We start from the raw sequence: 24,900 nt of genomic DNA, 5'->3' as shown, positions 1-24,900 counted from the left end.
AGGAGCTCAACCAAATCACGGATGCGTGGCAACGCGGAACCTCGAGCTCCCGGCCGCCTCATCGTCGAGGCCTTCGATGAGATGGCCGGCCCGGTCTGCGACTTCGAAACGGGCCGCTGCGAAGGAACGCAAAAAACGGCTCCCGGGCACACGATTCAATTCGCCCCGGGAGCCGTTCGCTTTGGGCGGCGGGGGGCGACGCTACCGCTACAGCGTCGTTTCTCCTCCGTCGAAGAAGTCACATCACATAACCGATCGCACACACCCCGGTGGGCACCCAAAGCCAGGCGCGCCCCGCCGGTTTTTCGAAGCTTATATGATAGACGGTATAATACGGCAGCACTTCCATCACCCGGACTTTCCCCGGCTCGGCCGCGAAGCTGAGGGTTTGGGTCCCGTCGAGGCGGATTTCCGGCGGATTCGGAACGGAAAACGCCTGCAGCACCTTCGAGATCGAAATGCCTTCGGAGCTCCCGAAACGATAGGGAACGGCTTCTCGAAAGGTCGTGCCTAGAGCGTGCGTCTGTGCGGCTTTTTCTCCCTCCGCATCCGATCCACCCGACACAGCGGTCGCCGACGCTTCCGCGATCGGCGGTTCGCCTTTGATCCCGCAAGCCGCCGAGACATTGAGGGAAGATACCGGATGATCGAGCTTCCGGTTCAGTTCGTCCAGGGTCGGACGTTCAAGCGGATGGCTCCATCGACTCATCGTCGGATCAAGGTCGATCGAAACGGTGACAATGCGGGCGTTCGGACGACCGGGATACGTGGAGAAGTCTTTGGCGGGGGAACCAGACAGGGAAAGCTTCTTGTCACTCGAAAGCGCAAAAAGCGGTTCCGGTTCCACAGACGGGGGGGATGGCTCCTTAAAAAACGGGCCCCATCGAATCAGCATCCCGAAAAGCGCGACCGCCATCGCTCCGACCAGCCCGATCAAAAGCGGGCGCACCCCTCCGAGGCGCTCGAACATGCCGGACCTGGTTCGTAAAACCTACCTGAATTGAACTTCAGGCAGGGACCCCGCCGAACCAGGCATTCACCTCCTTTCGGAAATCGGGGTCTGGGCCCGGGCGTCCCACCCGGTGTGCTCACGGGAAGGTCATCCTTCCCCGTCCCCCGGTCTCGTCTGCACGGCCGGACGGAGTGCGCGTTGCACCCGCAGAACGGAGGGCGCCGGGGGAGAGGTGGCGAAAGCCGCCACCGCGAGCACCGATCTGTCAGATTCGCCCTACCGGGTTTGTCCGAACCCCCGGCTAAACGGGGTTACCGGAAGGCCAAAGCGAGGATCTTGAGTTCGCGCCAGCAGGAGAAGAAGCTTTCCTGCTGCCAGCGGGCAAGCCCGTTGTGCCGGTGAAGCTTCGTCTCCAACGCTTGAAGCGCGGCCTCGACCCTCCGGGTCATCCCGGTTCCTTCCCTCGGCAAAGGACTTCCCGTCGGTTTCAGCCGTTCTTTCACCCGAAGCACAAAGTCTCGTACCTCGCGCGTGATACGCTCCCGGAAACCCATGGCCCGCCTGCCGATGACCAGGGCCGCCGCGCAGTGAACGGAAACGCCGTACTTCTTTTCGTACTTGAGCCGGCCGATGGTGGAGGTGTGCTGGGGCGGGACTTGTTTGTACCCAACGTTCTCTTTGACCGCCCGCCGCATCAACGCCTGAAGGACCATCGCATAGGGAAACTGGGAGGCCATCCGGTTGAACGTTTTTCCCCGGTCCAGCCTCCCCTGATCGAAACTCAGCGTTTCCATCGCAAGAGGTTTCCCCAACGCTTTGGCGATGTCCACGACCACCCTGGCCAGGACGCCGATGAGATACCGGCGCCGGAACCCGGAAGCGTAGGCGAGTTCGGGGACCCGGATGGTCAGAAAACCCGAAGGATAGGAGATGATCTGAAATTCCCCGTTGTATTTGCCCGGATTCTTCGAATCGGGAATCTGAAATCCCTTCGGCCACGGTTCGGGAAGGCCGTGGGAAGAGACGTTGGCAATCCCAAGGCCGTCGGGATTGGTGTCGACGGAAAGAACGCCGCGGGAAAGATCCGGTTCGGGACGTTCGTCCAGTTCCAGCGCGATGTGAACGCGAAAGCGTCCGTCCAGGCCCCGGATCAGTTCCACGGTGTACGCCCGCTTTTCGGCGAGCCATCCGAGAAGGCGCGCCCGGTGCTTTGGGGGAATCCAGAGTCGCCCAAGGACGCGGGGGGCCCGGCTCATGATCGGTCGACCCAGGGCGTCCACACCGGTCGGCTCCGACAGATGAGAAATCGTGACGGCCATGCGGAATTCATGCCCGTCAAACGCGATCTTCACGTTGGGGTTTCCGCCTTTGTGCGGTCTCCGCGGGCGTAGAGCCGGTTCTTTCGGGCCGCACGCCATTCGTCCCGGGTTACCGATCCCTTGACGACTTTTCGCCAGCGTTTTCTCCCTCCAAAGATCACAGGCGGGACGGTTCCGTTTTCTTTGTGCTCTCTCAGCTCGTTCAGTTTCTGTTCCAGCGCGGAAACGCGCGTCTGTCTTGCCCGGACGGTCCGATCGAGCGTCCGGAGTTCGTCTTTCGAGAGGCCGTTCTTTTCGGCCCGGCTCCGTTTCTCCATGGCCCAGCCGAGTTTCTTTCTCGCCCGCCGAAGCTTCGCTTCGGTCGTTTCGATCTCCAGCTCCAGAAGTTCTTTCTGCGCATCGATCATCCCTTGCGCCTTAAGGCGGGCATCGTCGACGGAGCGGGAGTTGAGGCCGAAAAGATCCTGCCCTTGCTTTTTGATTTCCGTGCGGGAAACTCCCTTCAAAATCCGCCTGTAAGCCCACCGCAGGCAGGCGGAGAAAAGCCGCATCTCGGTGGTCAGGGGATCTTCTTCACCCCGGGCCCACTTTCTGGACCGAAAGGCCGGGTAAACCTCGGGGAAGAATTCCCCAACGATCGTGAAACTATTCTCTATGGACACGCCGCATCAGCTCCTGAAAGCCCCGGCGGATTTTCCTTCCCCCTCGGGAGCCGTCGATCCGGGCGGAAAAAGACGTGACGATGGCCAGAAGATCCTGAACCCGCTCCGCTTGTGCCTCTTCCGGTTCTTTCTGTGAGATCACTTCGATTTTTACGCCACAGTACATCAGATGCCGTTCGAGATAGTCGAAACCGAAACGAGCCAGGCGGTCGGGAGATTCAATGAGAAGTCTTTTGAACTCGCCCTGTTCGGCCGCCCTGAGCATTCGGTCCAATCCGCGGCGCTTCTGATTCAGGCCGGAGGCCACGTTCGCGTACTCGGCGGCCACCCGGTATCCTTTCTCCCCGGCGTAAGCCCGAAGCCTTTCCAGTTGCCGCTCGAGGTTTCCCGCGTCGGCCTGTTTTTTCGTCGATACCCGGGCGTAGAGAGCGACCGCATCGGGTTCCGGAAGTTCCATCCCTCCTGTCTTCAGAATGCGGTCGATTTCTTCTACCGGGTACCTTCTGTGGCCGCTCGGAAGCCGGATCGGATGAATGAGCCCTTTTTTCTCCCATTCCCGGAGACGGTTGGGGTGCGCGCCGAGCTTTTTCGCCGCTTCGCTAAAAGGCTGGTGAATTAAGTCCACTGGATCGACCATCTTCGCCCGACGAGGTGTGACGTCCGAACGAATAGAACCGTCAAAAACGCCGCCACTCCCCTTGTGAGCCTTTCGTATGCCGGTTTGAGGCACACGGAACTCCCGGTCTGTGGGCGCTTCCGCACATACCGGCTTAATCGTTTGAGATTCTGCACTACAGCCGTCAGGATGGCTTCCCCAGCATCGCTTCCAAGCCACGGCTTCGAGCACGGCTTAAGCCGTGCTGCTCTTTGCCTTCGGCAAAAAGACGTTCAATGACAACGCGTCGTTTCCGAATGGCTCGGTAATGCGTTTGACCATTCAGGCGACGCACTTTGTTCCGAACGAGCACCGCCTTGATCTTGCTCCATCTTTGGCGTGCTTTCTCCGGATCCCGAACGGCTCGGCGCCACCCGGGGAGCGCTTCTTTTTGAAGCGATCGCACGGGAATGAGGGGAACGATGTCCATCTTCAAAAGCCGATCGAGCGTTTCCGTATCGGCATATCCACCGTCTCCGGAGACGCTTTGAATGCGAAGAGAGGGGTGCTCACGCCGGATGTGCAGCAGAGCTTCGATGGCGGCCTCTCGTTCCGCAGTGCCCGTGATGATCTTGGCCTGGGTCCGCAAGATGACGGAGGAGCGGGTGTCCACCGTATGATGAATGAGATAACGCAAATGGGCTTCTTGACCGGAGCTCTTTCGATAAAGGCGGGCATCCGGATCGGTCATGCTCCGGTGGGTCCGGTTGGAAAACCGCTCCCCCCGAAAATCGCCCGGCTTCTTGGGTGGCCTTCCCGACGAAGCCGAAGGGGAGCCGGGGGATGAAAGGTTCGGGCCCGGATCGGGAGGATGGGGGTCAGACGGAGAGGAGTCGTCTTCGTCTCCGCCGTCGGAAAACGAGCGATCTTCTTCCTCCAGCCGGGCCAGATAAGCGTCAAGCGACTCCACGGGGGCCGGCGCGATGGGCTTTAAACTGTGGATGGAAGCATTGGCTCGGACAAGCGTACCGTCCACTGCGACATGCACTTCCGGCTGAACGAGCCCTGCGGCGATGCACTGATCCACCACATGGCGCATGGCTTTCTCAAAAATGCCGTGCCTGCGCCAAAGTTTCCGTGTTTTGACCACGGTCGTACGATCCGGAAGCCGCGGACCCCCGGCCTCCGGGTGAAGTACGGACTCAAAATCGAGCCCTAAGAACCACAAATAACCGGCGTGCATGGGGAGCGTTTGAAAGAGTTCCCGCTCAGAGTGATTGAAGAGGTAAGAAAGTAAGATGATCCGCATGACGAGTTCCGGATCGACGGCCGGACGTCCGGTGCGTTCCGAATAAAGCGGGGCGACCCACTCATGGATCGCAGAGAAGTCCAAGACGCGATCGATTTGGCGAAGGATGTGATTTTGTGGCACGAGGGCTTCCATATCAATATGCTGAAACCATTTGGGTTGATGAGAAGTCAATCGTCGAGGCCGCAGGTTTGAATCTCCTTTTTGAGAAAGGGATGCTTGCTTGCTTTGATGGAATGAATTCGATCCATGAGTCCAGTTTTCCTTCAAAGCGATGGGGTTTTTCACCGGCCTTCTAATGGATAGAAGTTCCATTAGTATCAAGACAGGGAGTTTAAGTCGAGAACAGGCCGGTTATTTGTAACTGCTACGAACCTCCTTTGCTCCTTTTGGCAGATCGCCGTTTTTTTGGGCGGATCGCCGATTTGGCCGGTTTTTTGCCGTTCCTTCAAGAGAGGTCGCTCAGCGCCTCGATGTCCTCCCGAATGGGGCTCGCAAGAAGCATCGTCACTCCGGCCGCTCCACGAACGCTCGCGCGAGGCCAAGCCGCCGCTTCATGCTGACGAACAAGACAGAGCCATTCAACCGGACGCTACATCCGACCCCTGCGTTCGAGCGCATCTTTGACCGAATCGATGCTTTCCTGCTCCAGCCGGAGGCGGCGGTCGGCGATCCACCGCAAGACCGGACGCCATGCCTCATAGCGCGGATCGTCATGGAGCGCCGCCGCCGTTCGTGCATACCCTTCATCGACGGCCATGGCCCGATCCCGGTACGCTTCCAGCGTCTCGACGTCCATGAGCAGCGGAATGAGATCCGGGAAAAAACGCGTTTTCAAAAACGAAACGATCCGGATCCCGCCGATGTCGATGTCTCCCCAGTGATAGACGGGAATGCCCCGCGCCGATGCGCTCTCTGCCCGATAGGACGCCAGTTGCGCCAAAAACCGCTGCACGATCCGGCGCGGAAAGCCGCCGGTATAGATGACAAGCTCCGGTGCTCCGGCGCGTTCATGCACCCATTGATGAAAGCTGGTCCAGTTTTCGATCAAAACGATGCGTTCGACGTCCAGGCCGACGATCTCCGACCGGCGGAGGAACGATGAGGACAGGCCGACGCCGCCGGATAGGGCCTCGAAGTTCAACCGTTCTTCGAGGTTCGGCCGCTTTTCTGAGGCAGAAACGCGATGGGCGGGCGGGCCTTCCGCCGCCTGCCCATTTCCCTGCCGCCGGGTTTTAAGAACGATCGGTCCGTTCAACCAGAGGGATCCCGGATTGTCGAGGATGCCCACGCTGTCGAGGAGCACTTCACGACTTTGAGGACCGTCGTCTGACGCTTCATGGTCGGGATCCCACGCCAGGACGTCCGTTGGCGCATGCCGTTTTAAAAGCATCAACAAGCGTCGCTCGACGTGGCGCTCAAAATATTTGCTGTCGCCAAACAGCCGCTGGCTGAACAGGCGCTTCAGTTCGCCGTCTTCGTCGACATGCGGCAATGCCAAAAGCACCCGGACGAGGGGAGCGGCCGCCTCCGGATCGTCAAACGGGGCCGAAGGCCGACGGTGTTCCGCAAGCCGTCCGTCGATCTCCACCCACAGGTCGCGCACCCATGTCCACGGATGATCCTGAAGGGGGCTCAGCACCGACCGCAGGCGCTCGAGCACGGCGTCATACGGATCGCGCCCGATCAGACGATAGGCGGCGTCGATCCCGCCCCATTCCAGCTGCACCCGTTCGAGCATGTCTCCCTCTCGAAAGCGCTCCCATTTGAGCGAAAGAACGCCGGAGGCGGCGAGCGCCCGGCAGACGTCATTCATCCAAACCCGCTTTTTGTAGTCCATTTCGTCCGTATAATCCGTCCAAAAAGCACTCTTCCGCAAAACCAGCTGCGGGCGACGGGCCCCCGGCCGATGCCCCTCCGGCCGGTGGTCCGGGCGGCGCCGCACGCTCCGTTCATAGCGGTCCAACAGCTCCCCGAGCAGCCGTTCCTGGAACGCACGCTTAAAGGTTGCTTCATTCATCGGCATCGACCTCTCCGCGATCGTCTCCGGCGGCTTCGCCGGCCGGGACATAGGAAAGCGGATCGACGAACGAATGATGTCCCACCCGGCTGACGACGAGCGTCGTCGTCATGTGCGGAAACATGTGTTGCATTTTTTCATCCGGCGCGACGGCGATAAGCTGGAGTTCGAGCTGTTTGATCAGCTTCAGGCTGGCCTCGATACGCGCTTCGTCCATCTTGTTGAACGCTTCGTCAAAGACGACGAGGCGCAGCGTCTTTCGGGAACGGTACAGGTGATAAAACGAAGCGAGAATGGCGATATAAAACGGCGTCTGCGTCTCCCCGCCCGATTTTTCACGCAGGTATTTGGAGAATCGATAGCTCCCGGCCGAATTCGAGATGACCAGATCAAAATCCAGGTAATTTTGGTAGTTCGTGAACGTTTCGAGGTCCCCTGCCTCCCCGCGGACGAGCCTTTCAAACAGTCCCGCGAGCACCTGCGCGCGTTCGTCTTCCGACGGGGCGAACAGCGACGGCCCCTCGTCGCGCTCGAGCAAAAAGGGGTCCATGACCGCGTCATAGACGGCTTTCATTCGCGGGTGCGCCTTGACCTCAAAGGCATACCGGTCGTCGGAAAAGGGGAAATGCCGAAGCGCGTAGTTGAGCTCCTCGAACTCGCTCTTCGCCGCCTGCAGCGCTTCCCTCAGCTGAAAGACGAAACTCGCTTTGAACTCCTCTTCCGACTGCCGGCGCGCCGCCTCCGCTTTCTCCCGGTAGACCGGCAGATCGACCTGCTCGAGCTGCTCGAGCAGCCGGTCGAAAGCCGCGTTGTCCGGTGTGTCCGGCGAAGCGACAAACCCATACCGCAAGTTGAATTCCGTCCGCTGTCGGATCAATTCCTGAAAGGCCTGATCGCGCCGCGTCAAATTGCCCCTGCGGTTGTTCTCCCAGTTGTCGATCTTCCGGGCCAGCGTTTCTTGCAGCACCGGTGTTGCCGTCTCCGGCCATCGTGCCGATGCCGGCGATGGGTCAGGCGCCTGGAACGGGGACGGGGCCTCTTCCCCCCACGCCTCCTTCAGGCGCTCCCGCGCCGTATCGACGTACGCGCCGTACGCCGAAAGCCACTCCGAAACGACGGCGGTCGCTTGCTCCAGAGCCTCTTTCGCCTTGCGAACGTCCGCTTCCGCATGATCCCGCAAGACTTTGAGCTCCGACGCTTTTTTCGTCCATTCAGCATTTTCTTCCTTGAGCTTCTGTTCTTCTTTGCGCCAGCCGCGGTAATCCGCTTCAAGCCGCTCGAGTTCCTTGTACAGGTCGGAACTCAAGAGCACCGCGCGCTCACCTTCCGCTTCGGCGAGGTGAGTACGGAGTTCGCCGATCGTTTCCGCGATCGTGAGGTGTTCCTTCATCCACCTGAACTTCTCGACCTCTTCGCTCAAACGCTTTTCCCACCATTCGACCTCCGCCGACGCCGCCCTAAGCCCCTCGCGGTCTGCACGAAGGCGAATCAACGCTTCTTTGCGGCGTTCGATCTGCCTGGGGATCGCCTTCTCGCCGATGAACGGCTCTTCGTACGTCTTTTTGCGCAACTGACGGGCGACGAAGTTGTGATAAACCATGCCCGTCCGCGTCACCGCCGTGCGGTGCGCGCGAAGCGCCGCTTCATCGTCGGCCTTCATCACCTGTCCGAGCAGGTGATCGATGTGCGCCTGGACGAGTGGATCGTGCGTCTCCAGCTCTTCCGCCAGCGACCCGCGCCGCGCCGTCCCCAGATAACGCCGTTCTTTTTCCGTATCGACGAGCCCGACGCCCTCGATGCCCCGGGCCTTCTTTTCCCGCTCATAAAGGCGGAGCGCTTCGCCGAAGACTTCCGGCGCGACGAGGAGATCGAAACGCTGGGTATTCAAATACCCTTCGATGGCGTTCCGCCATTCCTCATCGCGCACTTCCATCCGTTCGCAGAAGATGATGACCGGAGAACGCCCCGCCAGGCGCTCTTCGAGCAGGGCCTTCAGCCGCTCCACATCGTTCGGGTAGGTGACCTGCCGCCGGTGGAGGCGGTCGAGTTCCTCCTGGGTCCGCTTGATCTCTTCATCCAGCTGCCGGAGTCGATCGCCCAATCGCGTGCGTTCTTCGACGAGCCGGCGCTGCCAGTCGGCGAGCGCCGTCCCCGCTTCCAGAAAAGCAGACTGAGATGCGGCATCAAGAGGCGTCCCGGCGGCGATCCGATGCCTCAGGGCACCGACCCCTTCGATGAAGCGCCAAGTCCGCTCCCGATCCGCGTCGCTCCACACCCATCCTCCCGCCCCGGGCCATTCGGCGAACTCCATAAGGACGTGAGCAAGATCGTCCAAATCGTGAAGCAGCTTTTGATATGCCCTCTCTTTATCCTCAAGCGTCCGGCGAAGCTCGGCGATCTTCTCCTCCAACGCCTTAAGGCGCACGCCCGCTTCATGGCCCTTCCACCGCTCGTAAGCCGCCTCGGCCGCTTCCCGAGCCCGCCGTTCGCCTTCTTCCGCCTGCCTTTGTCGTTCGATCGCCTCTTCATGCGCCGCGCGAAGCTTCTCCAGCCGTTCCTGATGCGCCTTCCAGTCCGCTTCGGCCAAAAACCGCCTCAGTTCGCGGACGACATAATCTTGTTCGATGGCCGTCCGGTGCCACTTTTCATACTCCCTGTACGTCCCGCGGATGGAAAGGAGCGCTTTTTGGCGCGCTTCCAGCCCCTCGAGCTCGTGCCGGTAGCGTTCATAGAGCTGGAAGTTTTCCCGAAGCAGATCGACTTTCAGCGGTTTCGGTTCCAACAAATACTGTTCGACGAAATCGCGCACACTGCGGATTGGTTGAAAGGCAATCGCCCTGGAGAAGACATTGAAAAAGCGATCGCGGAGACTCCCCAGGCGGGTTAAGAGTTGCCTGCGGTATTCGTCCTTGTTCCGTTCGAATATGACCCGCCGTCCGCCGAATCCCATGTGCGCGCGACGGAAGGACTCGCGGTTTCTGAGCGCGCCGTTTGCCTCAAGAAAGGAGAGTTCTTGAAGACGCGTTTCCGCCAGGATGAAATACTCGGTCTCGTATTGTTCATCCGCAAACACGTCGATCACGGCGCCGACGACGAACGGCTCCGCCTTGTCCGTATCGTCAAATTCGGCGACGATGTAGGTCGTAAAATCGCCGTCTCGAAGCGCATGCCGGTCCTCATCGCTCACTTTGCCCCGCAGATAGTCGATCATCTTGCGCTTGGCGTCTTCGTGGGCGGCGGCATTGAAACGGATTTGGCGCTGATCGGCGATGAAGAGCACCTGAAGCGCATCGATGATCGTCGACTTGCCGGTCGCGTTTTTGCCGGTGATCAGCGTCCTTCGGCCGAAGGTCAACGTTTCGTCGATAAAATAATGCCAGTTGATCAAACGGAGGGCGGTGAGCCACTTCAACACCTACGACCCCCAGACCCGATATCGTCTACCGTCATTCCGCGCGATCCGCTGCGTCCTCTTCGTCGTCGCCTTCGCCGGTTTCGCCCTCCCGATCCGTCGATTGGGAAAAGCGGGCGATCTTTTCCTGAAGGGCGAGAATCTCCTGCGTGTCGACCGCATACAGCCACGTATGGTGCAGCACATACCGGCTGTCGTCGGTGAGACCCTCCCCGTCGAGGGGATCTAAAAGCTGGTAACCGCGCACAAGGCGAACGAGCCGCTCGAGCGCCGTCCGCCCGGGAAGCGGCAGGCGAAACGTCTCATACTTGGCGCGAATCTCGGCGAGGGTCACGACCGGCTGACGGGAAAGCAATAAGGCATGCCGTTTTTCTTCGTAGATCAGGCGCAGGATGAGGAGCCAGATCGTCTCCTCCCGATTGAAATTCCGCCTTAGCGCCGCGCCCGGCGGCGCGACGAAGACGACCTCGTGGCTTTCGTCGATGATGAAATCCCAGCCGAGGAAACGAAAAAATCGTTCCAGCCGATCGCGCTCGCGGCGAATGATCGCATACCGTTCGCGCTCTTTATCCCTTACGAGAAAATTCACCGCGATCAACCGGTTGATCACATCGCTCAACCGTTCCCTTTCGCGTTCGCCGAGCGCTTCCTCAAACACGGCTTGTCCCTCTTTCTGAAGTCGCGGTCTTCTTCGGGTCTTCTTAGGCGATCGTTTTCTTACGACCGTCGAGGCGCCCATTTTTTCGCGTTCGTCATGAACGCGCGTCGCCATCCCGCCCCCCTCGCCGAAGAACGAGCCGGTGGTTGGCGAACGTATACGGTCCGGACGCGACCATCTCCCGCGGTTCGATCCGCTCCAGAAGAAAAGACGATCCGCCGTCTTGGCCGTAAACGTAAATGTAGAGCAAAAGGAGCGCTTCCTCCGGGCGTTCCGGCGCCCATTCGGCGAGCTCCATCGCCTGGCGCGAACCGAGACGCTCCCGGACGGCGGCCTCGACTTTGGCTCGCGTGATGGCCGTCTGAAGACGCTTCCTGCTCTCGGCCTGAACCGCCTGCCGAAGCGCGTCCGGGACGGGCAAAACGACGTGTGGCGCCATCTGATGCGCACGGGCGCGCCTTCTGGGCGTCATGAGCGAATCCGGAACGGCCGCTTCCGCGCGTCTGAAGGGAAACAGCGAAGGCAGCGACACCGCCTGAGTCCTTTCCGGAGCGCTCCCCGGGACGTCTTCCGGGGCATACGACGTGCCTTCCGGCGCAAACGCCGGTTCGTCCTCCGAAGACGCCCCGAATACGCTCTCTTCCGGCGCCCGGGCCAGGGCGTCCAGGATTTGCGCCAGCGCCTGATCGAGCCCGTCGTGCTGGCGGCTTAAGTATCGCGCCCGGTCGAAGGAAGCCCGCACGTATTGATGATGCCGCAAATCGATCTGATAAAGAATCTCGTCCATGTCGTTGTAGACCGATTCGATCGTATCGAGCGCCGACGTAAGATCCCGCTCGGCCTCTTCCCGCGAAGCGTAAAATTTCTCCTCCAGACCGTTTCGGATCGTCTGCTCCATCCGCTCGGCGTCGAGGCGCCACTCCCGAACGGTATTTAAGATCTGCAGCCGATAGCGGGAGACGTGGTCGGACGTCTTCAGGCGATGATAGCTTTTGTCGATGATCTCGCTTTGATACACCTCAAAATGGTGGACGAGCACGTCTCCCAGCGACGACTGCTTAACGACCGTTTCCATGTGGTGCTTCATGTTCTGATAGAGCGTCAAAAGCTCCCGTTCAAAGGAAAGCGTCATCTCCCGCGCTTCACGGACGGCGAGCGCCGGGCGGCGTCTGGCTTCCTCGCCGGTGAGCACGCCGTACGTGGCGAAGGCAAAGCGCTGGTATTCGATCGCCTTTGGATCCGCAAGTTCGTTCAGGAGCGCCAAAAAGCGGTTCGTATAGGCAGGCAGGACGACGTAATCGCGGAACGACTCCCGCGTCTCGATGTCGATCCAGCCGATTTCCGCCAGACGGCGGATGAGCGCGTTCGCCTTCTGCCGCGCATCTTCGGTCATACCCGGAAGGTTTTCGGGCGTTCCAGAAGGGTTCGTTACCGAACTTTCTGGCGTTTCCGGAGCGCCTTCGTTCGCTTCCCCGTCGAATTCGTCCAGCGCGCCGCTTAAGCCCTGTTCGATCCATGACTCAAACAGTTCTTGAAACGAGTCGCGGAGCACTTCGAGCGGAATGCCGAACCGCGCTTTCCGCGACTCCTCGTAGAGAAGGAGCGCCGCATCAGCGTAGATGTGCTTGTTCGGACCGGAAAGCGGCGAAAAAAAGCGCTCCGGCAACACTTCAAAGAGTTTCATTGTCCTGGCATCTCCATGTCGTCCTGGCATCCCCCTATCATCGATCGTCAACCGGCGTCATACAGCCTCCAAAGACCGCGCAGCGCATTGAAGTAGATCGCCGGGACCTCCCGAAGATGGCCGACGATTTCCTCCGGCCAGTATTCGCCGACGAAAACCCCCGCGTACGACGCTTCAACCTCCGTGAAGCGGGCGAGCAGCATGGCGCGAAAGAGATGAAAACGGTTGGAGACGATGATCGCCGTCGCGTCGCCGCGCTCGGCCATGATGCGGCGGGCGTGGATGAGATTTTCCAACGTCGACGTCGATGAAGTCTCCGCCACGATCGCCTCCGGCGGTACGCCGCGGGCGATCAAATAGTCGCGCCCGGCGATGCCCTCCGAAATCGGCTCCGTCGGCCCCTGTCCCCCGGTGGTGATGATCACCGGGGCGTAGCCGGCCTCATACAGCCGCACGGCCTCATCCAACCGCGCCCGATAGAACGGCTTCGGCCCGCGAGCGTCGACGTTGGCGCCGAGGACGATGATGACGTCGGCGGAGGCGGGCTTCGACCAGAACGGAAAGCCGATCACCAGCCCTTCGGGGATTAAAAAGAGAAGGGCCAGCGTCAAAAGCGCGATCCGCAAACGGCTCCGCTTCGCGCGCCGCCTTCGCCCCAACGTCAAGCGACCGAAAAGCGCACGCCATGCGTCCATCTCTCAAGGCACTCCTCAACCGTTTACGGACACCTTGCCTTCAATTTTAATGCATCGCTCATTTTAACGCATCAGCCACCCGCACCGAGGTCCCGCCTTGAGCAAAATGAGCATCACGTCGACGTGGTTGCCGGGCGGCCTAAGCGCGTTTGCCGGGCGGCCGAAAAGAAGCGCGCTCTCCCTACTGCCGAACCATCAGCCGTTCGGTGCACAGCCGTTCGTCAATGTGGCGGTACAAACGGAACACAGGAGTAGCCCCGAAGAGAAACAAAGGGGGCTTATGATCGGGATCCTACGTTATTTTCTTTAACGAACGCACCGACTCGGCGGCGGCCTTAACCTCACCCACCTCCTTGCCGAGGGCAGCTTCGACCGCTGCCGCGATCGCCCCTTCCACGAGCGGCGCATCAGCGATGACGACCCTTTCGCGAAACGGCTCGTCGAGAAGTTCGAGCGCCGCGGTGCTGCTCAGATAGGCGCTTCCGAGATCAAAAAGGAGGACCGCTGCCTCTCTTGCTTCAAGCGCCTGAAGGAGCGTCCGGCGAACTTCCTCGGTATCGGTGCCGAGTCCGCCGTCCGGCGTCCCGGCGGCGACATAGATCGCCACGCCCGGGCCGCCCATCCCTGCCGCAAGCTCCCGCACCCCTTCGGCCAGGGCGCGGCTGTGGGAGACGATCACCAAAGCGACGTTGCCGGCCGCCGTTTGCATCGTTTCACCGCCTTTTTGAGCCTGCCCGTCCATTTGGAGACGCCAACCGTCCGCCGCCGACTTTGCCGACCCCACCGATTCACCGGCCGGCGGCGCCGCCAATTTGGCCGCCGTCCTCCCCGGATTTCTTCGGAACCTCCCCGGCCGCCGCCTGGAACAAAAGCGCTGCGCTCAGCGACCCCGGATCCCGATGGCCGCGGGCGCGTTCGCCGAGGTAGCTCGCCCGGCCCTTTTTCGCCACCAGCGGAATCGTCGCCTCGGATCCGGCCAGGGCCGCCCGGTGGGCCGCCTGAAGCGCTTCTTCGAGGGAACGACCCGAACGAAGCGCCGTCTCCAGCGCCTCGACGGCCGGCCGAAACGCATCGACCATCGTTTTGTCTCCGGGCGCCGCCTTGCCCCGCTCTTCGATCCCGGCAAGGGCGGCTTGAAACGCCCGGAGCACGTCTTCCGGCGAAAGTGCCGGCAGCCCTTCGACCGCCCGGGCCGCCCGCAAAAACGCTGTCCCGTAAAGCGGTCCCGCGGCACCGCCGACGTGGGAAAGGAGCGCCATCGCGGTGCTTTTCAAGACGTCTGCCGGCAGAGCATCGCCCTCCGGCAACCGTTCGAGGGCCTTTTTCAGGCCCCGGTCCATGTTCGTCCCGTGATCGGCATCGCCGATGGCGGCATCGAGCGCCGTGAGCTCCTCCCGGCGCGCCTCGATGAGGGCGGCGTATCGCCGGATGAACGCCCGAACCGCCGCGGCGTCGATCGCGTCCCGGCCGCCCGTCACCGTCCATCCCCCCACCGGAGTGCCGGAGTCCGGACCGGCCGATCCCAGAGGTGCAAAAGCTCGTCGTCGGCCTTGAGAAGGGTCAGCGAGACGCCCTGCATCTCGAGACTGGTGATGTAATTGCCGACAAGCCGCCGGTCGATCGACACGCCCAGAGCAGAAAGTCGGGCATGAAGCCGCCGGTAGACGATGTAAAGTTCCATGAGCGGCGTGCCGCCCATGCCGTTGACCATCGCGATGACCCGATCGCCGGATCGGAGGGCGAGCTCCTCGAGGATCGGCTGAAGCAACCGATCCGTCAGCGCGTCGGCCATCTCCCACTTGATCCGCTCCCGCCCCGGCTCGCCGTGGATGCCGATCCCGAGTTCAATTTCATCGTCGGCGAGCTCAAACGTCGGCACCCCGCGGGCCGGCACCGTACACGACGAAAGCGCGAGGCCCATCGAGCGCACCCGCTCGCTCGCCTTTTGCGCCAGGCGGGCGACCTCTTCCAGCGTGGCGCCGTCTTCGGCGGCGGCACCGGCGATTTTCTCCACGAACACGGTGCCGCCGACCCCCCGTCGACCGACGGTATAGGTCGAGTGTTCGACGGCAACATCGTCGGCGACGAGCACCGACCGGACGGACAGTCCTTCGTCCCGCAGCATCTCCTCCGCCAGCTCGAAATTCATCACGTCTCCGGTGTAATTTTTGACAATAAAGAGGACGCCGGCGCCTCCGTCGACCGTTTTGGCCGCCGCCACCATCTGATCGGGAACCGGACTGGTAAACACCTCTCCCGGGCAGGCGGCATCGAGCATACCGACGCCGACATAACCGCTGTGGAGCGGCTCATGCCCCGAGCCGCCGCCGGAGATGACGGCGACCTTGCCTGAGCGCGGCGCACCGGCGCGGTAGACAAAAAGGGGATCCGGCGACCACCGCAAAACATCGGCATGAGCGGCCACCAGCCCCTCCGTCGCTTCCCGGACAACGTCTTCGACGCGATTGATCAGCTTTTTCATCGGACTCCCTCCCCGCCGAGATGGCCTTGCTCCACCGCCGGAGCCCCCATGCCCGCCCGGTATTGGCCCATTATTTTCGCTCGTCCGCTTCCTTTTTCCTTATTTTTCATCGCTCGCGTCAGTCGGATCGGTTTGGATTCGATCGGTTTGAAGCCGTCCATCTCTTAGTTCCTTTTTATTTAGCTCCTTTTTATTCTATGCTAATTTTTTTCGCGCCGTTATCAAGGGGGCGTCTTTTTACCGCTCGGCCGCCTCTTTCTCGGCCGCTTCCTTAAGGAAAGAGCGCACTTCCGTTGCCGACGCCTTCGCAAGCGCCTCGTCCGCTACGGCCGCCCACGCCCTCGCCGACGTCTCGCGGATGATCGCTTTTGCCGCTGACACCCTGCCCGGGCTCATGCTGAACTCATCGAGCCCGAGGCCGAGGAGAAGCGGGATCGCCTCCGGATCACCGGCCATCTCGCCGCACATGCCGGCCCACTTGCCCGCGCGGTGGGCGGCGTCGATCACGTGCCGGATGAGCCGAAGCACCGCCGGATGAAACGGCTCGTAAAGACCGCTGACGCGCTCGTTCGTCCGGTCGACGGCGAGCGTATACTGCACGAGGTCGTTCGTCCCTATGGAGAAAAAGTCGACTTCCCGGATCAGCCGGTCGGCGACGAGCGCCGCCGCCGGCGTTTCGACCATGATACCGACTTCATACAACTCGGGCACCGGCAACCCTTCCCTCCGGAGTTCCGTCTCGACCGTCTTCAAAAGACCTACGGCCGCCCGGACCTCCTCCACCGAGGTGATCATCGGGAACATCACCCGGAGCCGCCCATATGCGCCGGCTCGCAGGATGGCGCGAAGCTGGGTCCGAAAGAGCGCTTCATACTCCGGAAGCAGCCGAATCGCCCGATAACCGAGGAACGGATTCGCCTCGGCAGGAAGCTTCAGGTACGGAATCGGCTTGTCTCCCCCGATGTCGAGAGTGCGGAGGATGACGGGATGCGGCCGCACCGCCTTCAGGACGGTCCGGTACGCCTCAAACTGCTCCTCTTCGTCCGGCGCCGCGTCGCGGTCCATGAACAAAAACTCGGTTCGAAACAGCCCGACGCCTTCTGCGCCGCTTTCGAGCACGGCCGGAAGCTCCCGCGGATGGCCGAGGTTCGCCGCGACCTCCACCCGCCGGCCGTCCCGGGTGACGGCCGGCTCGCGACGAAGGCCCGCAAGGCGTTTCTTCTTTCTGTCCGCTTCCTGCCGTCGGACTTCGTAGGCGCGCCGTTCCGCTTCGTCCGGGTCGACGATCACCCGCCCGGCGGCGCCGTCGACGAGGAGCCACTCGCCTCCGCGGACGTGCGCCAGAAGATCCCGCACGCCAAAGACGGCCGGAATCCCCAGCGCCCGCGCCATGATCGCCGCGTGAGACGTCGGCCCGCCGGTTTCGGCAACGAGCGCCAAGACGGTTCGGCGGTCGAAAAGCGCCGTATCGCCCGGAGAAAACTCGTGCGCCGCGAGGATGACCGGCTCTTTCAGATCGTCGAGGGAGGGGAGCCCGCCTTCGCCCGAAAGCGAGTTCAGCACCCGGCGCTCAATGTCCTTCAGATCCTGGGCCCGTTCGCGAAGATACGGATCTTCGAGTGCCGCCAACTGTTCGACGTATCGCGCCGTGACGCGCTCGAGCGCCGCCTCGGCGGTCACGCCCTCCGCGCGGATGAGGGAGATCATCTCCTCCCGCCAGACGGGATCGTCCAGCATGACTTGCTGTGCCTTGAGAATCTCTGCCGCCTCCGCCCCCGCCCGGCGGGCCGCCGATTCGATGAGACGATCCGTTTCGGCGCGAGCCGCCTCGAGCGCCTGTAGGAGGCGATCAATTTCGGAATCGACGGTGACTTGGGCTTCATCTTGAGATGCTGCATTTTCGTTCGGCCCCGGATGTTCATCGTTCAGCTCCTGTTTCGGCCCCAACGCTTCCGACCTTTGCCGATCGATGTCCCCCATAGAACTTGTGCTTCCCGCGTACAAGCGATCCTTCCGACCGTCTTGCCGCTGCCAGACGACCACCGGAGCCATCACGATCCCTTCAGAAATTGCAGCACCTTGAAGTTCGCGCCGTGCCATCGCGCCCCTCCTCGCAGAGGCTTGCTTGCCCAATCGTTCTACCGCGTTTCCTCATCGACGCGGGTCAACAATCGAATCAGCACTTCCATCGCTTCATCTTCATCGCTCCCATCCACCCGCAAGGTTACCGTCTCCCCTGGGGCAACGCCGAGGCCGATAACGCCCATGATGCTTTTGGCGTTGGCCATGCGCCCGCCTTTGACTAAAGTGACCTCACTTTTAAATCGGTTGGCCGCTTGAACGAACTGTGCCGCCGGACGGGCGTGAAGGCCGTTCGGCAGCCGTACGTTGACTGTGCGTTCGATCATGCTGTAATTTCCACTCCCTTCGAATCGTCGACACGAATTGCGAAACGCGCCGATCCAAAACCGTATTGTCCATTAACCTTTTCGTTTTGATTATCTCTTAATTTCTACTTTCATCAGCAGTGACCTTCCGGCTTGGATATCGCCAAAGGGAAGTTTTTCAAGCCTCAAAATCCGCTCCATATTGGTAATCACAATCGGTGAGATGGCTTTCGCGCGCTCCCGAACCAAAGAAAGATCAAACGTTAGCAAGGGAGCACCGGCCTCCACCTGAGCCCCTTTTTTGACGTGAAGCGTAAAGCCCTCCCCTTTTAACCCCACCGTTTCTAGGCCGATGTGAACAAGCAATTCCAGTCCGGAAGGCGTTCGGAGGCCGACGGCATGTCCCATGGGAAAAACTTGCGCGACTTCTCCCGTCACCGGAGCCACGACGATTCCATCGGTCGGATCGATGGCAACGCCATCGCCGATCATCTTCTCACTGAACGTCGGATCGGGGACCTCCGCAATGTCAACAGAGCGACCGTTCATTGGAGCCACGATGTCGATGATGTTTCGGCCTTTGAACAACTTTTGCAGAAAGGTCATTGTCTCCCTCCCGGAAAACCCTTTACCGCAGCGGCGATGCGGCCATCCTTCGATACGTGTGGCGCCTGCCCCGAATCGCCAGCGAATACGCCATCACGTTTTCCGGAGGCGCGATGCCGCCCGGACCGCCATCCCCGATGTGGAAGAGATCCGCACCGCTCATTTTCCCCATCATCGCGAAGGAACGGATCGTCTCAGGATCCGCGCTTTCCTGGCTCGTCCCGACGGTCAGCATCGCCAGCGCTCCCTGAGCATGGACAATCTGCACCCAGGCCGACGCCGCTCGACGGTGACCCCGGGGACGGTTCCCGGCGCGGGAAGAAGAACGACGTCGGCGCCGGCGGCCGTAAGTTCCTTTAAAAACGACGCATCGACGATCCCTTCTCCGCTTTCCCCGGAAACTCCGGCGCTATGCATCTTCCCGGCGATAATCATCGTTTCAGGGCCGAGCACCTCCCTGGCGATCCGGACGGCTTGGATCAGAGACCGGTGTGTGACACCGGTTTTGGGATTGCCCGTAAGACAAAGAAAATCCACGCCCAACGTTTTGACCTGTTCATATGTCTTTTTTTCGGCGCGACGCCCTTTCGGAATCGAAAGCAGCTCCTCTAACCCTTCGGCGTCTGCGTCGACCGGCTCGAGGTTGATCCCGATCGGACGACCGACCAGCCGCCGCAGTTGTGCCACGGTCTGCCGCGCCTCCTCGACCGGAACACCGGCTACATAGGGTTGAAAAACATCAAACATATTCAGCAAAATCAAATCTGCTCCGAAGGATGCTGCAAGCTCGGCGTTGCTGATCGGCGGAAAAAGGGGCGGAGTGATCGCGATTACCTCCGCCACGATCGTCCGCCCCTCGGCGGCCCGGATCGATTTGACGAGCGCCCGCCCGTCCATTTGCGCAAAATCGCTCGCATCACAGTCAAGGATGCGTTTAATCATCATCCGATGCCTCCCCTTTGATCAGCGCACGCATTTCGTTCGCCACAAACTCCACATCGGTGCCGACGATGACCTGCAATTCCTTATCGCTTAATTTGACCATCCCTCTGGCACCCAAGCGTTTGAGCGCCTCTTCGTCAACTTGACCGGCATCATGAAGCGTCAGCCTGAGCCGCGTGATGCAGTTATCCAACGCCGCGATGTTCCCCTTACCGCCCAGCGCCGTCAAATACCCCTGCGCAAGCTCGCGATAGCGCCGCTCCCCGGTCTCTCGATCACTCTCTGCCGTGATGTCGGTATCTTCGCGCCCCGGCGTTTTCAAATTCAACTTCACGATCAATGCGTAAAACACGACGAAGTAGACCACGCCGTAGACGACGCCAACCCCCAGTAGCTCCCACGGATGCCGGGCAATGCCCATGTTCAGGAAGAAGTCGATGGCACCGGCAGAAAACGTAAAGCCGTGGTGAATGTCCAGCCAGTACGCGATCATCATCGAAAGGCCGGTGAGAAGCGCGTGAACGAAATACAGAACCGGCGAAAGGAACATAAAGGCAAACTCGATCGGCTCGGTGATTCCCGTGAGAAAGGCGGTAAACGCCACGCTGAACAACATGCCGGCCACCGCTTTGCGCCGGTCTTTCCGAGCCGCCGCCCACATCGCCAGGGCTGCTCCAGGCAGACCGAACATCATGACAGGGAAAAAGCCCGCCATGAAAAAGCCCGCCGACGGATCTCCGGCAAAAAAGCGGTGAAGATCGCCGGTCGCACCGTTGTACTCCCCGAACACGAACCACACCAGGCTGTTGATCACATGGTGCAAACCCAGCGGGATCAGCAATCGGTTCAAAACCCCGTAGAGGCCGACACCGATCGCCCCGGCGGTCGTAATCCATTCGCCGATCGCGTAAATGCCGCTTTGAATCGGCGGCCAGATGTAGCCGAAGATAAACGCCAGGACGATCATCGCCAGTCCCGTGATGATCGGCACAAAACGCCGACCGCCGAAAAATCCCAGCCAATCCGGAAGTTTTGTATCTTTGAATCGGTTATATAACAGCCCGGCAACCACACCCGAAAGAATACCGCCCAGGACGGACATGTTGATGGATTCATTGATGGTTCCGGCTCCTTTGGTTAAGACGAAATACGCGACGGCGCCGGCGAGGGCGGCCGCGCCGTTATTGTCTTTGGCCAATCCAACGGCTACCCCGATGGCAAAAAGGAGCGGCAATTGATCAAAGATGGACCCGCCGGCCGCCGCGATAAAGGGGATGTTGAGCAAATCTGGCTGCCCAAAGCGCAAAAGGAGTCCGGCGATCGGAAGCACGGCGATCGGAAGCATTAAGGCCCGGCCGATGCGTTGCAGGAACGCCAACATCTTAACACCTCCCAACAAAATGGAACCTACGAGTCCTTGGTAAAAAAAGGAATCGACGGTCAGCAGCAAAACGATCACTTAAACAGTTGCAGGATATTCCCCAGTATAATGCCCACAAATGCGAAGTCAGAGTCGCCAAACGTCGTGGCTTCAAATCCGAGTGAACCGAGGACAGGGAGCAGCAAAGCAGGCAAAAAGCTGATCAAAAGGCCGTTGGCCATCCCGCCGAGCAGGGCCCCTCTCAAACCGCCGGTGGCGTTCCCGAATACACCGGCCGTCGCTCCGGTAAAAAAGTGGGGTACAAGTCCCGGAATGATGACCGCCAGTCCCAGCCAGGGCATGACAAACATCAACGCCAGCCCCGTCCCAAAGCTGGATAAAAATCCGATGATCACCGCGTTTGGCGCATAGGGGAACACCGTGGGACAGTCGAGCGCCGGTTTTGCCTCAGGGATCACTTTATCGGCGATACCTTTGAACGCCGGCACGATTTCCGAAATCAACATGCGAACGCCGGCCAGAATGATGTAGACGCCTGCGGCAAACGTAATCCCTTGAATGATCGCGTAAACCACAAAGTTCGTTCCATCGCTCAGCGAACGCTCGACGTAACTCGGCCCGGCAACAAGCGCCACAAGCAAGAACAACACGGTCATGGTCAGTGAAACGGCGACGGATGAATCGCGTAGAAACCCAAGCGATTTTGGGACTTTGAGATCTTCGGTAGAGACCTTCCGATCGCCGAACCATTTTCCGATCGTTCCGGCTGTAAAATAGCCCAGCGAACCAAAGTGCCCGACGGCAAAATCATCGGAACCTGTGATCTTGCGGACGTAGGGTTGTAACAAAGCCGGAAACAAGACCATCGCCAGGCCGAGGAGGAGCGACCCAATCACCACCATCGGCGCCCCGGTGACGTTGGCTGCACTTAATATCGCCGAAAGCATGGCTGCCATATAAAACGTATGATGCCCGGTCAAAAAGACATATTTGAACGGCGTAATGCGCGCAACCAAAAGGTTAACAAGCATGCCGAAGACCATGATCCAAGCCGTTTCCCTGCCAAACATTTTTTGGGCTACGGCGACGATCGCCTCATTGTTCGGGACAACGCCTTTTAATTGAAACGCTGCCTGAAACATATTTCCGAAGACATCCAATGTCCCGATGATCACCTGAGCGCCCGCGCCGAGAATGACAAAGCCCATGATCGTCTTGAGCGTACCGGTCATGATCTGAACAAAACCTCTTTTCTGCAACACCAAACCGATAAGCGCAAAAAGTCCAACCAAGATAGATGGATTTCCGAGAACATCTTGCATAATCCATTTGGCCATGGTTTAACCTCCTTCGATATGCCGTCGAATTGCTTCTTTTAAGAACTGACGATCCATAATGTTGAGCACCTTGATCACTTTCCGTGTTCCATCCTCGAGTTGATCGGCGATATCTTGCGTTGCGATGTACAAATCGGCGCGTTCACTCTTCGCGCTGCTGAAATCGATATGACCGATCTCGGCTTCGATCCCCAATTCCTCGCATGCCTTACGCGCAGTCATCGAAAGCATAAAGCTGCTTCCCAGGCCATGCCCGCAAACGACCAAAATTCTCAACAGTGCAACCTCCTTCGTTAAACAGCATAACGGTCGATCAAATCGATAATCGATTCTTTTTGCTTGGCAGCGATAAGTTGTTCAATGTTATTATCCTCTGCCAACAAATTGGTCAATTGCGACAATGCCTTGAGGTGGGATGCATTGTCCACCGCCGCCACGACGAAAATCAAGTGTGCGCATCTCTCTTCGCATTCCGTCCGTGAGAAATCAACCGGCTCATTTAACTTCAGTAAGCTCATCGACAAGCGGCGTACGCCGTCTTCCGGACGAGCATGGGCCAGCGCAACGCCTGGAGCGATCACGATATATGGGCCGTATTTTTTTACGGTCTCGATCATCGCTTCAATATAATGTTCCGTAATCGCACCCTCGTCGAGCAGCGGCTTTGCAGCTTCTTGAATGGCCTCTTGCCAATTGTTCACGCGGTCCAAAATTCGAATTCTTTCGGTTATCAAAATTTCATTGAGCAAGGGTTCTTGATTCCTCCTTTCAAAAAAGACGGCAGTCGGATAACGATATCTCTGTCTGATAAAGCGTGACAACTCTAGTCTCAACCCATTTTCTTCCCTTACTTCGGCATATTTAGTTATGAGACGAAGTAAGTCCATTACAATCCTTTCCGCCTGGTTGATGTTAGCCAAAACCTGTTCGATCTTTTCTCCAAGACGAATTAGCCGATTTTGACTCAAAAAAGGTTCAACGAGAATCACCGGTTTGTTTAGGCTGGTAGTGATGGGCACGGTCGTCAGCACCAGATCCACCGAATCCAAATACTGATCGAGGGACCGGGTCGAGACCGTCGCCACGACATCAAGGAGGGGGAGGTGTTTGATTACTTCCGCCTTCAACAATTGAGCGGTTAATTTTCCCTGAGGACAGACGATCAATGCACGATACTGAATCAAGGAGCGCCTGTTGCGCTCGCTCTCGGAGATCGCTAACGCTAAATTAATAGCAATTAAAACATCATACATCTCTCGCCACTCATCGCCAATCAATCGTCTGGCCGCTGGTGCTATTCTCCGGGTCACGGAAAGCAGATCCACTTTTAGATTTAGATGAGGATGTAGCATTTTTACTCCCGAAGAAGGGAAAAGATCGAACTGGTGGCGATAATACAGTGCTCTCAACGATTCATAGATGCGCCAAACAATCGCGTCAACATGCTCGAAGTGAACTGCCGCTAAGCGCTGAAACTGTTCCACAATCTTTTGTGCCGTTAGGTATACACGCCTGTCGTCTTCTGAATGGAATTGGGGTTCGTGTAGTGGCGATTCGTTCCCGGAGAGGCGCTCTGTCCCCGCAAGCACTGCCGTCCAAAAAAACCGCTCGCTCTCCGGAACACGCCGTTTATGCGCATTTTCTATATAACGCACGATATGCAAAGCCGCTCTATCTTCAGGAAGCGCTTTCAAACGGGCGGTGTGTTTTGAATCGAGCTCCGCTACAAAATGCCCCTGATTCAAGCGGAAAGTGCTGAGGGCAATAAGAAGCGCCAATTCATCCAGATCGTCATCCGAAAAACGGAACTGTAATTCTTTCTCTACCCATGGAAGCACGTTATTTTTGATCGTTTCGACGTGAACCGTTAGATCGCTTTTCCCGGCAAACGGGGTTTCCACCATCTTTCTTAAGGGATGTTCAACAGGAATGGACCGCAAAAAACGTAAATCTTGTACGGCCTTTAAGCGAATCTTTCGTTCATCTCCACCGAGAACATAACCGCACCCTTTCTGATAGGTTAATGTAATCCCAAACTGCAAAAGCTCCTCTCGCAACCGCTTAAAATCTTGAGTGATCGTCACCCGACTCACGCCCAGCCAATCAACAAGGCGGTCCAGCGTAAGGTCTGACCAGAAGAAAACCGCTATGAAAATCCCGGCCCGACGCTCCTCATCGGTATAAACGTAGTGTGACGGCGGGATCTCGCTCATTAACTGTAAAACTTTGCTCTTGGTCACCTCCGTTAGATAAATGCCAGCATTTGGGCGACGTTGAACGGGTGGAAGGCGATTCGTCCGAAGCCAGTCATCAATTTTGCTCAAATCGTAATATAGCGTGCGCTTGGAGACACCCAAATCCATGCTGCACTCTTCAAGAGAAAGCGGCTCCACAGCCTGCAGCAGTCGGTAAAGTAGGTTGGTGCTTCGCCGGTCGAGCATCGATCCCCCCTCCCGCTT

At 59.2% G+C, this 24,900-nt stretch carries 22 protein-coding genes and 1 pseudogene; 1 reads left to right on the top strand and 22 read right to left on the bottom strand.

Going from position 1 to position 24,900, the window contains the following annotated elements; genetic code table 11:
- Positions 1 to 238: 238 nt before the first annotated feature.
- From K2M58_RS04040 to K2M58_RS04020, 5 genes are all read right to left on the bottom strand, one after another.
- Positions 239 to 970 (bottom strand): hypothetical protein, encoded by a 732-nt coding sequence (locus K2M58_RS04040; protein ID WP_220678390.1) that lies wholly within the window; start codon positions 968 to 970, stop codon positions 239 to 241.
- Positions 971 to 1,263: 293 nt separating this feature from the next.
- Positions 1,264 to 2,304: a hypothetical protein gene (locus tag K2M58_RS04035; protein ID WP_220678389.1), complete on the bottom strand. Its 1,041-nt coding sequence runs from the start codon at positions 2,302 to 2,304 to the stop codon at positions 1,264 to 1,266.
- Complete coding sequence (locus K2M58_RS04030; RefSeq protein ID WP_220678388.1) at positions 2,301 to 2,678, bottom strand: hypothetical protein; 378 nt, start codon at positions 2,676 to 2,678, stop codon at positions 2,301 to 2,303. Before K2M58_RS04030 ends, K2M58_RS04035 begins: the two co-directional genes overlap by 4 nt.
- Positions 2,679 to 2,916: 238 nt before the next feature.
- Positions 2,917 to 3,663 carry an IS607 family transposase gene (locus K2M58_RS04025; RefSeq protein WP_220678387.1) on the bottom strand — a complete coding sequence of 249 codons (747 nt, stop codon included), beginning with the start codon at positions 3,661 to 3,663 and terminating at the stop codon, positions 2,917 to 2,919.
- 70 nt (positions 3,664 to 3,733) lie between these two features.
- On the bottom strand, positions 3,734 to 4,960 hold the full coding sequence (locus K2M58_RS04020; protein WP_220678386.1) for a transposase: 1,227 nt from the start codon (positions 4,958 to 4,960) through the stop codon (positions 3,734 to 3,736).
- On the opposite strand from K2M58_RS04020, the gene K2M58_RS04015 reads away from it, so the two are divergent.
- Positions 4,954 to 5,136 (top strand): hypothetical protein, encoded by a 183-nt coding sequence (locus K2M58_RS04015; protein WP_220678385.1) that lies wholly within the window; start codon positions 4,954 to 4,956, stop codon positions 5,134 to 5,136. The two genes, K2M58_RS04020 and K2M58_RS04015, sit on opposite strands and share 7 nt — an antisense overlap.
- Positions 5,137 to 5,429: 293 nt before the next feature.
- Here K2M58_RS04015 and K2M58_RS04010 read toward each other — a convergent pair whose 3' ends face one another.
- The 17 genes and pseudogenes from K2M58_RS04010 to K2M58_RS03930 form a co-directional block, all read right to left on the bottom strand.
- Positions 5,430 to 6,857, bottom strand: coding sequence for a Wadjet anti-phage system protein JetD domain-containing protein (locus K2M58_RS04010; protein ID WP_220678384.1), 1,428 nt, complete (start codon positions 6,855 to 6,857; stop codon positions 5,430 to 5,432).
- Complete coding sequence (locus tag K2M58_RS04005) at positions 6,850 to 10,272, bottom strand: ATP-binding protein (RefSeq protein ID WP_220678383.1); 3,423 nt, start codon at positions 10,270 to 10,272, stop codon at positions 6,850 to 6,852. Before K2M58_RS04005 ends, K2M58_RS04010 begins: the two co-directional genes overlap by 8 nt.
- Positions 10,273 to 10,303: 31 nt before the next feature.
- Positions 10,304 to 10,927: a DUF4194 domain-containing protein gene (locus K2M58_RS04000; RefSeq protein ID WP_252393525.1), complete on the bottom strand. Its 624-nt coding sequence runs from the start codon at positions 10,925 to 10,927 to the stop codon at positions 10,304 to 10,306.
- 94 nt (positions 10,928 to 11,021) lie between these two features.
- Positions 11,022 to 12,611 (bottom strand): Wadjet anti-phage system protein JetA family protein, encoded by a 1,590-nt coding sequence (locus K2M58_RS03995; RefSeq protein WP_220678382.1) that lies wholly within the window; start codon positions 12,609 to 12,611, stop codon positions 11,022 to 11,024.
- 47 nt (positions 12,612 to 12,658) lie between these two features.
- Positions 12,659 to 13,306, bottom strand: coding sequence for a YdcF family protein (locus K2M58_RS03990; protein ID WP_220678381.1), 648 nt, complete (start codon positions 13,304 to 13,306; stop codon positions 12,659 to 12,661).
- Between the two features lie 292 nt (positions 13,307 to 13,598).
- A complete protein-coding gene (gene dhaM / locus K2M58_RS03985) occupies positions 13,599 to 14,015 on the bottom strand; it encodes a dihydroxyacetone kinase phosphoryl donor subunit DhaM (protein ID WP_220678380.1) in 417 nt (138 codons plus the stop codon).
- Between the two features lie 79 nt (positions 14,016 to 14,094).
- Complete coding sequence (gene dhaL / locus K2M58_RS03980) at positions 14,095 to 14,784, bottom strand: dihydroxyacetone kinase subunit DhaL (RefSeq protein ID WP_252393524.1); 690 nt, start codon at positions 14,782 to 14,784, stop codon at positions 14,095 to 14,097.
- Positions 14,781 to 15,788 (bottom strand): dihydroxyacetone kinase subunit DhaK, encoded by a 1,008-nt coding sequence (dhaK, locus tag K2M58_RS03975; RefSeq protein WP_220678379.1) that lies wholly within the window; start codon positions 15,786 to 15,788, stop codon positions 14,781 to 14,783. The genes dhaL and dhaK overlap by 4 nt, the downstream gene beginning before the upstream one ends.
- Positions 15,785 to 15,949: a hypothetical protein gene (locus K2M58_RS03970; protein ID WP_220678378.1), complete on the bottom strand. Its 165-nt coding sequence runs from the start codon at positions 15,947 to 15,949 to the stop codon at positions 15,785 to 15,787. The genes dhaK and K2M58_RS03970 overlap by 4 nt, the downstream gene beginning before the upstream one ends.
- 76 nt (positions 15,950 to 16,025) lie before the next feature.
- A complete protein-coding gene (gene ptsP, locus K2M58_RS03965) occupies positions 16,026 to 17,888 on the bottom strand; it encodes a phosphoenolpyruvate--protein phosphotransferase (RefSeq protein WP_220678377.1) in 1,863 nt (620 codons plus the stop codon).
- Positions 17,889 to 17,926: 38 nt separating this feature from the next.
- The gene (locus K2M58_RS03960) at positions 17,927 to 18,196 is read right to left on the bottom strand and encodes an HPr family phosphocarrier protein (protein ID WP_220678376.1); all 270 of its coding nucleotides are present in this window, start codon (positions 18,194 to 18,196) and stop codon (positions 17,927 to 17,929) included.
- A gap of 90 nt (positions 18,197 to 18,286) precedes the next feature.
- Complete coding sequence (locus K2M58_RS03955; RefSeq protein ID WP_252393523.1) at positions 18,287 to 18,781, bottom strand: PTS sugar transporter subunit IIA; 495 nt, start codon at positions 18,779 to 18,781, stop codon at positions 18,287 to 18,289.
- A gap of 22 nt (positions 18,782 to 18,803) precedes the next feature.
- Positions 18,804 to 19,720: pseudogene (locus tag K2M58_RS03950) on the bottom strand (haloacid dehalogenase-like hydrolase).
- Positions 19,716 to 21,104 (bottom strand): N-acetylglucosamine-specific PTS transporter subunit IIBC, encoded by a 1,389-nt coding sequence (gene nagE / locus K2M58_RS03945; RefSeq protein WP_220678375.1) that lies wholly within the window; start codon positions 21,102 to 21,104, stop codon positions 19,716 to 19,718. Before nagE ends, K2M58_RS03950 begins: the two are co-directional and overlap by 5 nt.
- Positions 21,105 to 21,178: 74 nt before the next feature.
- On the bottom strand, positions 21,179 to 22,441 hold the full coding sequence (locus K2M58_RS03940) for a PTS ascorbate transporter subunit IIC (RefSeq protein ID WP_220678374.1): 1,263 nt from the start codon (positions 22,439 to 22,441) through the stop codon (positions 21,179 to 21,181).
- A gap of 3 nt (positions 22,442 to 22,444) precedes the next feature.
- The gene (locus K2M58_RS03935; protein WP_220678785.1) at positions 22,445 to 22,720 is read right to left on the bottom strand and encodes a PTS sugar transporter subunit IIB; all 276 of its coding nucleotides are present in this window, start codon (positions 22,718 to 22,720) and stop codon (positions 22,445 to 22,447) included.
- Positions 22,721 to 22,734: 14 nt separating this feature from the next.
- On the bottom strand, positions 22,735 to 24,882 hold the full coding sequence (locus K2M58_RS03930; RefSeq protein WP_220678373.1) for a BglG family transcription antiterminator: 2,148 nt from the start codon (positions 24,880 to 24,882) through the stop codon (positions 22,735 to 22,737).
- Between the last annotated feature and the right edge of the window lie 18 nt (positions 24,883 to 24,900).

It is taken from the genome of Hydrogenibacillus sp. N12 (assembly GCF_019645935.1).
In the GTDB taxonomy this organism is placed as follows: Bacteria; Bacillota; Bacilli; order Thermicanales; family DSM-22653; genus Hydrogenibacillus; species Hydrogenibacillus schlegelii.
The sequence above is the reverse complement of the archived record's forward strand: the minus strand, read 5'-3'. Positions and strand labels throughout refer to the sequence as shown.

Excerpts from the sequence above, each read along its gene's own strand:
- K2M58_RS03955 (WP_252393523.1), bottom strand. The coding sequence starts at position 18,781 with ATGACCTTTCTGCAAAAGTTGTTCAAAGGCCGAAACATCATCGACATC.
- K2M58_RS04030 (WP_220678388.1), bottom strand. The coding sequence starts at position 2,678 with ATGATCGATGCGCAGAAAGAACTTCTGGAGCTGGAGATCGAAACGACC.
- K2M58_RS03930 (WP_220678373.1), bottom strand. The coding sequence starts at position 24,882 with ATGCTCGACCGGCGAAGCACCAACCTACTTTACCGACTGCTGCAGGCT.
- ptsP (WP_220678377.1), bottom strand. The coding sequence starts at position 17,888 with ATGGCACGGCGCGAACTTCAAGGTGCTGCAATTTCTGAAGGGATCGTG.
- K2M58_RS03970 (WP_220678378.1), bottom strand. The coding sequence starts at position 15,949 with ATGGACGGCTTCAAACCGATCGAATCCAAACCGATCCGACTGACGCGA.
- K2M58_RS03960 (WP_220678376.1), bottom strand. The coding sequence starts at position 18,196 with ATGATCGAACGCACAGTCAACGTACGGCTGCCGAACGGCCTTCACGCC.
- dhaM (WP_220678380.1), bottom strand. The coding sequence starts at position 14,015 with ATGCAAACGGCGGCCGGCAACGTCGCTTTGGTGATCGTCTCCCACAGC.
- K2M58_RS04040 (WP_220678390.1), bottom strand. The coding sequence starts at position 970 with ATGTTCGAGCGCCTCGGAGGGGTGCGCCCGCTTTTGATCGGGCTGGTC.
- nagE (WP_220678375.1), bottom strand. The coding sequence starts at position 21,104 with ATGTTGGCGTTCCTGCAACGCATCGGCCGGGCCTTAATGCTTCCGATC.
- K2M58_RS03995 (WP_220678382.1), bottom strand. The coding sequence starts at position 12,611 with ATGAAACTCTTTGAAGTGTTGCCGGAGCGCTTTTTTTCGCCGCTTTCC.
- dhaK (WP_220678379.1), bottom strand. The coding sequence starts at position 15,788 with ATGAAAAAGCTGATCAATCGCGTCGAAGACGTTGTCCGGGAAGCGACG.
- K2M58_RS03990 (WP_220678381.1), bottom strand. The coding sequence starts at position 13,306 with ATGGACGCATGGCGTGCGCTTTTCGGTCGCTTGACGTTGGGGCGAAGG.
- K2M58_RS04010 (WP_220678384.1), bottom strand. The coding sequence starts at position 6,857 with ATGAATGAAGCAACCTTTAAGCGTGCGTTCCAGGAACGGCTGCTCGGG.
- K2M58_RS03940 (WP_220678374.1), bottom strand. The coding sequence starts at position 22,441 with ATGGCCAAATGGATTATGCAAGATGTTCTCGGAAATCCATCTATCTTG.